Annotated in this window: 8 protein-coding genes; all 8 read left to right on the forward strand. The window is 63.4% G+C overall.

Features of this window, described 5'->3' with window-relative positions; all coding sequences use genetic code 11:
- Positions 1 to 10 precede the first annotated feature (10 nt).
- A complete protein-coding gene (locus AC1M7R_RS23045; RefSeq protein WP_207956440.1) occupies positions 11 to 1,312 on the forward strand; it encodes an MFS transporter in 1,302 nt (433 codons plus the stop codon).
- Positions 1,290 to 2,687 carry a NarK family nitrate/nitrite MFS transporter gene (locus AC1M7R_RS23050; RefSeq protein WP_072390921.1) on the forward strand — a complete coding sequence of 466 codons (1,398 nt, stop codon included), beginning with the start codon at positions 1,290 to 1,292 and terminating at the stop codon, positions 2,685 to 2,687. The genes AC1M7R_RS23045 and AC1M7R_RS23050 overlap by 23 nt, the downstream gene beginning before the upstream one ends.
- Before the next feature lie 64 nt (positions 2,688 to 2,751).
- Positions 2,752 to 6,525: a nitrate reductase subunit alpha gene (locus AC1M7R_RS23055; protein ID WP_072390924.1), complete on the forward strand. Its 3,774-nt coding sequence runs from the start codon at positions 2,752 to 2,754 to the stop codon at positions 6,523 to 6,525.
- Between the two features lies 1 nt (position 6,526).
- Complete coding sequence (narH, locus tag AC1M7R_RS23060) at positions 6,527 to 8,065, forward strand: nitrate reductase subunit beta (protein WP_072390927.1); 1,539 nt, start codon at positions 6,527 to 6,529, stop codon at positions 8,063 to 8,065.
- Positions 8,066 to 8,067: 2 nt separating this feature from the next.
- Positions 8,068 to 8,823 carry a nitrate reductase molybdenum cofactor assembly chaperone gene (gene narJ / locus AC1M7R_RS23065; protein ID WP_072390930.1) on the forward strand — a complete coding sequence of 252 codons (756 nt, stop codon included), beginning with the start codon at positions 8,068 to 8,070 and terminating at the stop codon, positions 8,821 to 8,823.
- The gene (narI, locus tag AC1M7R_RS23070) at positions 8,816 to 9,496 is read left to right on the forward strand and encodes a respiratory nitrate reductase subunit gamma (RefSeq protein WP_072390933.1); all 681 of its coding nucleotides are present in this window, start codon (positions 8,816 to 8,818) and stop codon (positions 9,494 to 9,496) included. The genes narJ and narI overlap by 8 nt, the downstream gene beginning before the upstream one ends.
- A gap of 10 nt (positions 9,497 to 9,506) precedes the next feature.
- A complete protein-coding gene (locus tag AC1M7R_RS23075; protein WP_072390936.1) occupies positions 9,507 to 10,460 on the forward strand; it encodes a peptidylprolyl isomerase in 954 nt (317 codons plus the stop codon).
- Positions 10,461 to 10,485: 25 nt separating this feature from the next.
- Positions 10,486 to 11,478: a GTP 3',8-cyclase MoaA gene (moaA, locus tag AC1M7R_RS23080; protein WP_072459239.1), complete on the forward strand. Its 993-nt coding sequence runs from the start codon at positions 10,486 to 10,488 to the stop codon at positions 11,476 to 11,478.
- Positions 11,479 to 11,513: the final 35 nt, after the last annotated feature.

The raw sequence follows: 11,513 nt of genomic DNA on the forward strand, positions 1-11,513 counted from the left end.
GAGCATCGTGATGCGAGCGCAAGTGCAACAAGGGTTGGTACTGGGGATGAGTACCCTGGCCTTCACCGTGTGCTTCATGGTCTGGATGATGTTCGCGGTGCTCGGCGTTCCCATCAAGGAAATGCTGGCCCTCAACGAAACCCAGTTTGGCCTGCTGGCCGCCACGCCGGTACTGACCGGTTCGCTGGTGCGCCTGCCCCTGGGGCTGCTCACCGACCGTTTCGGCGGGCGCATCGTGTTCTTCCTGCTGATGCTGTCCTGCGTACTGCCGTTATACCTGATCACCCTGGCCACGGCCTTCTGGCAGTTCCTGGTCCTGGGGCTGTTCGTCGGCCTGGCCGGCGGTTCGTTTTCGGTGGGCATCGCCTACGTCGCCAAGTGGTTCGACAAACAGAACCAGGGCTTTGCCATGGGCGTCTTCGGTGCCGGCAACGCCGGTGCGGCGGTGACCAAGTTCCTTGCGCCGGCCTTGATCGCCCTGGGCTCCTGGCACCTGGTGCCGAAGGTGTTCAGCGCGATCCTGTTCCTCACCGCGCTGTCGTTCTGGTTCCTCACCGCCGAGAAAAAAGAGCACCGCAGCGCCAACGGCGCCAGCCTGCGCGAACAGCTCAAGGCCCTGAAAGAGCCGGCCGTGTGGCGCTACTGCCAGTACTACTCGATCGTGTTCGGCGGCTATGTGGCCCTGGCGCTGTGGATGACCAAATACTACGTGCAGGAATACGGTTTCAGCCTGCAGAGCGCGGCGCTGCTGGCGGCGTGCTTTTCGCTGCCCGGTGGTGTGCTGCGCGCCGTCGGTGGCTGGATGTCCGACCGCTGGGGTGCCCAGAGCGTGACCTGGTGGGTGTTGTGGGTCAGCTGGATCTGTCTGTTCCTGCTGTCCTATCCCCAGACCCAGCTGCAAGTGCAGACCGTCAACGGCATCGTCGACTTCCACATCGGCCTCAACGCCACCCTGTTCACCGTGCTGCTGTTCGTGATGGGCATCGCCTTCGCGTTCGGCAAGGCCTCGGTCTTCAAGTACATCGCCAACGACTACCCGAAAAACATGGGCGCGGTGTCCGGCATCGTCGGCCTGGCCGGCGGCCTGGGCGGCTTCGTGCTGCCGATCATGTTCGGCGCCCTGGTGGACCTCACCGGCGTGCGCTCGTCCTGCTTCATGTTGCTGTACGGCGTGGTCTGGGTCTCCCTCATCTGGATGTACTTCAGCGAAATGCGCAAGCGCCCGCTGCTGGGCAAGCGTCAGCCCGCCAGCCAACCCCCGTTTTCCAGCATTGCCCAAGGAGAAGAACATGTCCGTTCTGCAAACGCCTGACAAAGGCCCGGTCATCCATGACTGGCGCCCGGAAGACCCCGCCTTCTGGGGCAGCAGTGGCAAACAGACCGCACGGCGCAACCTGTGGATCTCGATCCCGGCGCTGCTGCTGGCCTTCGCCGTGTGGATGGTCTGGAGCACGGTGATCGTGCGCCTGAACGCCATCGGCTTCAGTTTCAGCACCGACCAGCTGTTCTGGCTGGCGGCGCTGCCGGGGCTGTCCGGTGCCACCTTGCGCATCTTCTATTCGTTCATGGTGCCGATCTTCGGCGGTCGGCGCTGGACCGCCCTGAGCACTGCATCGCTGCTGGTGCCGGCGCTGTGGATGGGCTTCGCGGTACAGGATCCGGGCACGCCCTACAGCGTCTTCGTGCTGATCGCATTGCTCTGCGGTTTTGGCGGCGGCAACTTCGCCTCCAGCATGTCCAACATCAGCTTCTTCTATCCCAAGTCCCAGCAGGGCACCGCCCTGGGCCTGAACGCCGGGCTGGGCAACCTGGGCGTCTCGGTGATGCAGTTCTGCGTGCCGCTGGTGATCTCCTTCGGGGTGTTCGGCTTCATGGGCGGCGAGCCCCAGGTATTGGCTGACGGCAGCTCGCTGTGGCTGCAGAACGCCGGTTTCATCTGGGTGCCGTTCATCCTGGCCGTGACCCTGATTGCCTGGTTCGGCATGAACGATTTGTCCAGCGCCCGGGCCTCGTTCAGCGAACAAGCGGTGATCTTCAAGCGCAAGCACAACTGGCTGATGTGCTGGCTGTACCTGGCGACCTTCGGCTCGTTCATTGGCTTCTCCGCCGCGTTCCCGCTGCTGATCAAGACTTCGTTCCCGGAAGTCATCGCCCTGAAATTCGCCTTCCTCGGCCCCCTGGTGGGCGCCCTGGTGCGGCCGCTGGGTGGTTGGCTGGCGGACAAGCTCGGCGGTGCGAAGGTCACCCTGTGGAACTTCGTGATGATGATCGCGATGGTGTTCGGCGTCATGCACTTTCTGCCCCAAGGTGGCCAGGGCGGCAACTTCTACGGCTTCCTGGGCCTGTTCATGTTGCTGTTCATCACCACTGGCGTGGGCAACGGTTCCACGTTCCGCATGATCCCGGTGATCTTCCGCACCCTGCATGAAAAAGCCGCCCTGGGGAAAAAGCCCGAGGTGCGCGAGCAAGCGCTCAAGAACGCCGGCAAGGAGTCGGCCGCGGTGCTGGGCTTCAGCTCGGCCATGGGCGCCTTCGGTGCGTTCTTCATTCCTAAATCATTCGGCACTTCGATGGCCCTGACGGGCGGTCCGGAGATGGCCTTCTACATGTTCGTCGGCTTCTACCTGAGCTGCATCGTGGTGACCTGGTGGTGGTATGCCCGCAAGGGCGCCGCGACACCTTGCTAAGCCGAACCTAAACCTGCCTGGGCGGGGCGCAGACCCCGCGGAGCAAGCCTGAGAGGAAGACACTGTGAGTCATTTACTGGATCAACTGCGGTTCTTCAACCGCAAGCAAGGCGAGTTTTCCGACGGTCACGGCGAGACCCGCAAGGAGTCCCGCGACTGGGAAAACGTCTACCGTTCCCGCTGGCAGTACGACAAGATCGTGCGTTCGACCCATGGAGTGAACTGCACCGGCTCGTGCTCGTGGAAAATCTACGTCAAGAACGGCCTTATCACCTGGGAAACCCAGCAGACCGACTACCCGCGCACCCGCAACGACCTGCCCAACCACGAACCTCGCGGTTGCCCTCGCGGCGCGAGCTACAGCTGGTACATCTACAGCGCCAACCGGCTCAAGTACCCGAAGATCCGCAAGCCGTTGCTCAAGCTGTGGCGCGAAGCCCGGCAGACCCTGCCGCCGGTGGAGGCCTGGGCCAGCATCGTCGAGGACAAGGCCAAGGCCGACGCCTATAAAAGCAAGCGCGGCATGGGCGGCTTCATCCGCTCCAACTGGGAAGAAGTCAACGAGATCATCGCCGCCGCCAACGTCTACACCGTCAAGACCCATGGCCCTGACCGGGTGGTGGGTTTCTCGCCGATCCCGGCCATGTCCATGGTCAGCTACGCCGCCGGCTCGCGCTACCTGTCGCTGATCGGTGGCGTGTGCCTGAGCTTCTATGACTGGTATTGCGACCTGCCGCCCGCTTCGCCGATGGTCTGGGGCGAGCAGACCGACGTGCCGGAATCGGCCGACTGGTACAACTCCAACTACATCATCGCCTGGGGCTCCAACGTCCCGCAGACCCGTACCCCTGATGCCCACTTCTTCACCGAGGTGCGCTACAAGGGCACCAAGACCGTGGCGATCACCCCGGACTACTCGGAAGTCGCCAAGCTCACCGACCTGTGGCTCAACCCCAAGCAGGGCACCGACGCCGCCCTGGCCCAGGCCTTCAACCATGTGATCTTCAAAGAATTCCACCTGGACAAGCCCAGCGCCTATTTCACCGAATACGCCAAGCGCTACACCGACCTGCCGGTGCTGGTGATGCTCAAGCCGATGCTTGGCGCTGCACCAGGCGCGGGCTACCAGCCGGACCGTTTCCTGCGGGCCAGCGACCTGACCGACAACCTCGGCCAGGACAACAACCCGCAATGGAAAACCATCGCCCTGGATGCCAACGGCGAGCTGGTTTCCCCCCAGGGTTCCATCGGCTATCGCTGGGGCGAGAAGGGCAAGTGGAACATCCTGCCCCGTGAAGGCGGCGAGGGGCGTGAAATCGACCTCAAGCTGAGCCTGATCGGCGGTGACGTCGCCGAGGTGGCGTTCCCGTACTTCGCCGGCGAAGCCCAGGAGTACTTCCAGCACGTGGCCGGTGATGCGGTGCAGTTCCGTAGGGTGCCGGTGCACAGCGTGGTGCTGGCCGATGGCAGCGTGGCGAAAGTCGCCACTGTATTCGACCTGTCGGCGGCCAACCTGGCCATCGACCGTGGCCTGGGGGGCGCCAACGTCGCCAAGGACTACGACGACGCCTCGGTACCCGGTACGCCAGCCTGGCAGGAGCAGATCACTGGTGTGAGCCGCGAGAAGGCGATCCAGATCGCCCGCGAGTTCGCCGACAACGCCGACAAGACCCGTGGCCGCTCGATGATCATCGTCGGGGCGGCGATGAACCACTGGTATCACATGGACATGAACTACCGCGGGCTGATCAACATGCTCATGCTCTGCGGTTGCATCGGCCAGACCGGCGGCGGCTGGGCCCACTACGTCGGCCAGGAAAAGCTGCGTCCGCAATGCGGCTGGCTGCCCCTGGCCTTCGGCCTGGACTGGAACCGTCCGCCCCGGCAGATGAACGGCACCAGCTTCTTCTATGGCCATAGCTCGCAATGGCGCCACGAGAAGATGAGCATGCACGACGTGCTTTCGCCCCTGGCCGACAAGTCGCAGTTCCCCGAGCACGCCCTGGACTACAACATCCGCGCCGAACGGGCCGGCTGGTTGCCCAGCGCGCCGCAACTCAACACCAACCCGCTGCACATCTGCCGCGATGCCGCCGCCGCGGGCCTGGAACCCAAGGATTATGTGGTCAAGTCGCTGCAGGACGGCTCCCTGCGCTTTGCCTGCGAGCAACCGGACAGCCCGGTGAACTTCCCGCGCAACATGTTCATCTGGCGGTCCAACCTGCTGGGCTCCTCGGGCAAGGGCCACGAGTACATGCTCAAGTACCTGCTGGGCACCAAGAACGGCGTGATGAACGAAGACATCGGCCAGGTCGGTGACTGCAAGCCCACTGAAGCCGAATGGGTCGACGAGGGTGCCATTGGCAAGCTCGACCTGGTGACCACCCTGGACTTCCGCATGTCCTCGACCTGCGTGTATTCCGACATCGTCTTGCCGACCGCTACCTGGTACGAAAAAGACGACATGAACACCTCGGACATGCACCCGTTCATCCACCCGCTGTCCGCCGCCATCGATCCGGCCTGGGAATCGCGCTCGGACTGGGAAATCTACAAGGGCATCGCCAAAGCGTTTTCCGCCATGGCCGTCGGACACCTGGGCGTGGAAAAAGACCTGGTGACCGTACCGTTGATGCACGACAGCGTTGGCGAACTGGCCCAGCCATTTGGCGGGACCGACTGGAAAAGCGCCGGTGTGGCGCCGGTACCGGGCAAGAACGCACCGAACCTGCAAGTGGTGGAGCGCGACTACCCCAACATCTACAAGCAATTCACCTCCCTGGGCCCGATGCTGGAAAAACTCGGCAACGGCGGCAAGGGCATCAACTGGAACACCGACGCCGAGGTGAAGTTCCTCGGCGAGCTCAATCATCATGAAGTGGACGCCGGTATCAGCCAAGGGCGGCCGAAGATCGACAGCGCCATCGACGCCGCCGAAGTGATCCTGTCCCTGGCTCCGGAAACCAACGGCCATGTGGCGGTGAAAGCCTGGGCGGCGCTGTCGGAATTCACCGGCATCGACCACAGCCACCTGGCCGTCTCCAAGGAGCATGAGGCCATTCGCTTCCGCGACATCCAGGCCCAGCCGCGCAAGATCATTTCCAGCCCGACCTGGTCCGGCCTGGAAGACGACCATGTGAGCTACAACGCCGGCTACACCAACGTCCACGAGTCGATTCCATGGCGCACCATCACCGGTCGCCAGCAGTTCTACCAGGATCACCCCTGGATGCAGGCGTTCGGCGAGCAGCTGATGAGCTATCGGCCTCCGGTCAACACCCGCACCATCGCCGGCGTGAAGGGCAAGCGCGGCAATGGCGAGACCGAGATCGTCCTGAACTGGATCACCCCGCACCAGAAATGGGGCATCCACAGCACCTACAGCGACAACCTGCTGATGCTGACCTTGAGCCGTGGCGGGCCGATTGTCTGGCTTTCGGAAATCGACGCCAGGCGCGCCGGCATCGAGGACAACGACTGGATCGAATGCTTCAACGCCAACGGCGCGCTGACCGCCCGGGCGGTGGTCAGCCAGCGGGTCAAGGAGGGCATGGTGATGATGTACCACGCCCAGGAACGGATCGTGAACGTGCCAGGTTCCGAAACCACCAAGACCCGTGGTGGCCACCACAACTCGGTGACCCGCGTGGTGCTCAAGCCCACCCACATGATCGGTGGCTACGCCCAGCAGGCCTATGGCTTCAACTATTACGGCACGGTCGGTTGCAACCGCGACGAATTCGTCGTGGTGCGCAAGATGGCCAAGGTCGATTGGCTCGACGGTTCCAGTGGCGATGATCTGCCGCGTCCACTGCCAACCGATATCGAGGAGAACTGAGATGAAGATTCGCTCACAAATCGGCATGGTCCTGAACCTGGACAAATGCATCGGCTGTCACACTTGCTCCATCACCTGCAAGAACGTCTGGACCAGCCGCGAAGGGATGGAATACGCCTGGTTCAACAACGTCGAGTCCAAGCCGGGCATCGGCTACCCAAAGGAATGGGAGAACCAGGACAAGTGGAAGGGCGGCTGGGTCCGCAACGCCGACGGTTCGATCAACCCGCGCATCGGCGGCAAGTTCCGTGTGCTGGCGAACATCTTCGCCAACCCGGACCTGCCCAGCCTGGACGATTACTACGAGCCGTTCGATTTCGACTACCAGCACCTGCACACCGCGCCACTGGGCGAACATCAACCCACCGCACGGCCGCGTTCGGTGGTGTCCGGCAAGCGCATGGAAAAGATCGAGTGGGGCCCGAACTGGGAGGAGATCCTCGGTACCGAATTCGCCAAGCGGCGCAAGGACAAGAACTTCGACAAGGTCCAGGCGGACATCTACGGCGAGTACGAAAACACCTTCATGATGTACTTGCCGCGCCTGTGCGAGCACTGCCTGAACCCGGCGTGCGCGGCATCCTGCCCGAGCGGGGCGATCTACAAGCGCGAGGAAGACGGCATCGTCCTGATCGACCAGGAGAAGTGCCGCGGCTGGCGCATGTGCATCAGCGGCTGCCCTTACAAGAAGATCTACTTCAACTGGAAGAGCGGCAAGTCGGAGAAATGCATCTTCTGCTACCCGCGCATCGAGGCGGGGATGCCGACGGTGTGCGCCGAAACCTGCGTCGGCCGGATCCGTTACCTCGGCGTGCTGCTGTACGACGCCGACCGCATCAGCGAAGTGGCAAGCACCGCCGATGAGAAGGACCTGTACGAGAAGCAACTGGAGATTTTCCTCGACCCCAACGACCCGGCGGTGATCCGCCAGGCCCTGGCCGATGGTGTGCCGCAGTCGGTGATCGACTCGGCCCAGCGTTCGCCGGTCTACAAGATGGCCGTGGACTGGAAGCTCGCGCTCCCGCTGCACCCGGAATACCGCACCTTGCCGATGGTCTGGTACGTGCCGCCACTGTCGCCGATCCAGAACGCTGCGGCCGCCGGTACCGTGGGCATGAACGGGGTGATCCCGGACGTCGACAGCCTGCGCATCCCATTGCGTTACCTGGCCAACATGCTCACCGCCGGTGACGAAAAGCCGGTCAGGCATGCCCTCAAGCGCCTGCTGGCAATGCGCGCCTACAAGCGTTCCCAGCAGGTCGATGGCGTACAGGACCTGCAAGTGCTGGCCGACGTCGGCCTGAGCGTGAACCAGGTGGAGGAGATGTACCGCTACCTGGCCATCGCCAACTACGAGGATCGTTTCGTCGTGCCCAGCGCCCACCGCGAAGACGCCATGAGCGACGCATTCGCCGAGCGCTCCGGTTGCGGCTTCAGCTTCGGCAGCGGTTGCAGCGGCAGTTCCGACACCAACATGTTCGGCGGCAAGAAGGCCAACCGCCGGGATGTGATCAAGACCGTGCAGTTGTGGGAGGAATGAACATGCGCATTCTCAAGGTGATTTCGCTGCTCCTCGACTACCCGACCGAAACCCTGGTGGCCGCCCGTGACGAACTCGAACAGGCGATTCTCCAGGCCCGGGAAATCAGTCCCGCCCAGCGTGCCGGGCTGTTCGAGCTGCTGGAGCTGATCTGCAGCCAGGATCTGATGGACGGCCAGGAACACTACGGGGCGCTGTTCGGTCGCGGCCGTTCGCTGTCGCTGCTGTTGTTCGAACATGTCCACGGTGAGTCCCGCGACCGCGGCCAGGCCATGGTGGACATGATGGCCCAGTACGAAGAAGCCGGCTTCGCCATCGGCGTCAAGGAGCTGCCCGACTACATCCCCCTGTACCTGGAGTTTCTGTCCACCCGCGAAGACATCGAGGCCCGTGAAGGGTTGGCGGACGTGGCGCACTTGCTGGCCTTGCTGGCGGCGCGCCTGGACGAGCGGGAAAGCGCCTACGCCAGCTGTTTCCGGGCCCTGTTGCAGATTGCCGGGGCCGAACCCCAGACGGCGGTCGCCGGGCTGGCAGAGCAGGTGAAAGCCGAGCCACGGGACGACTCCCTCGAAGCCCTGGACAGGGTCTGGGAAGAAGAGGTGGTGGATTTCATGAAGGCCGAGCAGCAGGAGCGTTGCAGTTCGCTGCCGAGCGCGCCGGGCAAGATCCGGGAAGAAGGTCCGGTGCCGTTGCACTGGGTGGATTTTCAGCATGAAGGGCGGGCCGCAGCGCCAGCCGGGGAGGTGGGCAATGTCTAAATGGGATCTGTTGCTGTTCGGGGTCTATCCCTATGTGGCCCTGGCGGTCTGCCTGATCGGCAGTTGGGCACGGTTCGACCTGTCCCAGTACACCTGGAAGGCCGGCTCCAGCCAGATGCTGAGCAACCGCGGCATGCGCGTGGCGAGCAACCTGTTCCACATTGGCGTGCTGTTCGTGCTGGCCGGCCACTTCGTTGGTCTGCTGACGCCCTCGGCGATCTACCACCATGTGTTGAGCACCGAGAACAAGCAGTTGCTGGCGATGGTTTCCGGCGGTTTCTTCGGCGTGCTGGGGCTGATCGGCCTGCTGATGCTGCTCAACCGCCGCTTGACCGACCCGCGCGTGCGTGCCACGTCCAACACTTCGGACATCCTGGTGTTGGTGGTGCTGCTGGTGCAACTGGTATTGGGCTTGATGACCATCGTGGCGTCCACTGCCCATATGGACGGCTCGGTGATGGTGATGCTGGCCGACTGGGCCCAGAACACCGTGCTGCTGCGTCCGGTGGAGGCGGCCACCGCCATGGCACCGGTGGGCCTGGTCTACAAGCTCCATGTGCTGTTGGGCCTGACCCTGTTCGTGCTGTTTCCGTTCACCCGTCTGGTCCACATCGTCAGTGCGCCGGTCTGGTACCTGGGACGTCGTTATCAAATCGTTCGGCAGAAGTTCTGAGGAGAAGATCATGGCCAGTGGATGCGGATGTGGCGGTGGTAGCGGTAGCGGTGGTTGCGGCTCCTCGGCAAAAGTGCCGCCGGTGGTCGATGTGGACCCCGTCGGGGCGGCGCAGTTCGAGCCGGCCCAGGCTGGGCCGGTGGCGGTAGATGAAGCGCCGCAGTTGATTGCCAGCAGTGAACAGCAATGGCCGATCATCAGCGTCAACGGGGTGTCCATCACCCCGCAGGCGATGGCCCAGGAGCTGCAATATCACCCGGCTGACAGTCGCGAGGAGGCGGTCTACCAGGCGGCACGGGCCCTGGTGATTCGCCAATTGCTCCAGCAGCGCATCGCCGAGCTGGGCCTGGCGTTGCAGGTCGCTGCCGGTGAAAACGAAGAAGAGGCAGCCACGCGGCTGTTGCTCGAACGTGAGGTGCAGGTGCCGCAATGTGACGAGGCCACCTGCCGGCATTACTACGAAAGCAACCGGGCGCGTTTCCACAGCGCGCCGTTGCTGGCGGTGCGACACATCCTGCTCGAATGCGCGCCGGATGACGCCGAGGCCCGCAGCCTGGCCCATGCCCAGGCCGAGTTGCTGCTCCAGCGGCTGGACCAGTTTCCCGGCAGCTTCGCCGAGTTGGCGCTGAAGTATTCGGCGTGCCCGTCCAAGGAGCAGGGCGGGTCGTTGGGGCAGATCAGCAAGGGTCAGACCGTGCCCGAGTTGGAGCGTCAGTTGTTCACGCTGCCGGCGGGCCTGGCAGGCAAGCCGCTGGAAAGTCGCTATGGCTGGCACGTGATCAGCATCGACCAGCGCATCGAAGGCCAGCCGCTGCCTTACGAAGCCGTGGCGACCGCCATCCGCACCCAGCTGGAGCAGGGCGTGTGGCAAAAGGCGCTGGTGCAGTACCTGCAGACCCTGGTCGGTGCGGCGGACATCCGTGGCATCCATCTCCAGGGCGCCGACTCGCCGTTGGTGCAGTGAACACCGGGCCAACCAGGGGGTATCCATGAACGCCGTGTTGCAGGACGGATTTGGGCGCCAGATCGATTATCTGCGGATGTCGGTGACCGATCGTTGTGATTTTCGCTGTGTGTACTGCATGGCGAAAAACATGACCTTCCTGCCGCGCCAGCAGGTACTGACGCTGGAAGAGATACATCGGCTGGCGCGCTTGTTCGTCGGGCTGGGGGTGAAGAAAATCCGCCTGACCGGCGGCGAGCCGCTGATCCGTCCCGGCATCGTCGGCTTGTGTCGCGACATCGCCGCACTGCCCGGCCTGCGGGAGTTGGTGATGACCAGCAATGGCTCGCAACTGGCGCGACTGGCCCGGCCGTTGGTGGAGGCCGGAGTCAAGCGCCTGAACATCAGCCTCGACAGCCTCGACGGTGAGCGTTTTCGGGCGATCACCCGTAACGGCAACCTCGATCAAGTGCTGGCAGGGATTGAAGCGGCGAAGGTCGGCGGGTTTGAGCGGATCAAGCTCAACTGCGTGGTCATGAAAGGCCGCAACTTCGATGAAGTCCCGGCGTTGGTGCAGTACGCCATCGACCAACACATCGATATCTGCTTCATCGAAGAAATGCCGTTGGGGGAGGTCGGGCGTTCCCGGGGCGAGTCGTTCTGTTCCAGCGATGAGGTCCGGGCCGGGATCGCTCGCCATCACCGGCTGCTGGACAGCACCGAAAACAGCGGCGGGCCGGCGCGTTATGTGCGTTTGGAACAGCATCCGGACACCCGGATCGGTTTCATTTCCCCCAACACCCACAACTTCTGCGCCAGTTGCAACCGGGTGCGCATGACCGTCGAAGGGCGCTTGCTGTTGTGTCTGGGACAGGAAAACTCCCTGGACCTGCGCGGCTTGCTGCGCCGGTATCCGCTGGACGACCAACCGGTCATCCAGGCGGTGCGACAGGCGTTGCGCGGCAAGCCATTGCGGCATGATTTCAACCCCGGTGCAGAAGTGCAGATCGTACGGTTCATGAACATGACTGGAGGCTAAGGGCCTGCACAAACCCCGTGGCGCGGGAGCTTGCT

It is taken from the genome of Pseudomonas sp. MS01C9, assembly GCF_058202755.1.

Bases quoted from the DNA above. Each gene is read 5' to 3' on its own strand.
- AC1M7R_RS23045 (WP_207956440.1), top strand. From the start codon at position 11: ATGCGAGCGCAAGTGCAACAAGGGTTGGTACTGGGGATGAGTACCCTG.
- AC1M7R_RS23050 (WP_072390921.1), top strand. From the start codon at position 1,290: ATGTCCGTTCTGCAAACGCCTGACAAAGGCCCGGTCATCCATGACTGG.
- narH (WP_072390927.1), top strand. From the start codon at position 6,527: ATGAAGATTCGCTCACAAATCGGCATGGTCCTGAACCTGGACAAATGC.
- narJ (WP_072390930.1), top strand. From the start codon at position 8,068: ATGCGCATTCTCAAGGTGATTTCGCTGCTCCTCGACTACCCGACCGAA.
- narI (WP_072390933.1), top strand. From the start codon at position 8,816: ATGTCTAAATGGGATCTGTTGCTGTTCGGGGTCTATCCCTATGTGGCC.
- AC1M7R_RS23075 (WP_072390936.1), top strand. From the start codon at position 9,507: ATGGCCAGTGGATGCGGATGTGGCGGTGGTAGCGGTAGCGGTGGTTGC.
- moaA (WP_072459239.1), top strand. From the start codon at position 10,486: ATGAACGCCGTGTTGCAGGACGGATTTGGGCGCCAGATCGATTATCTG.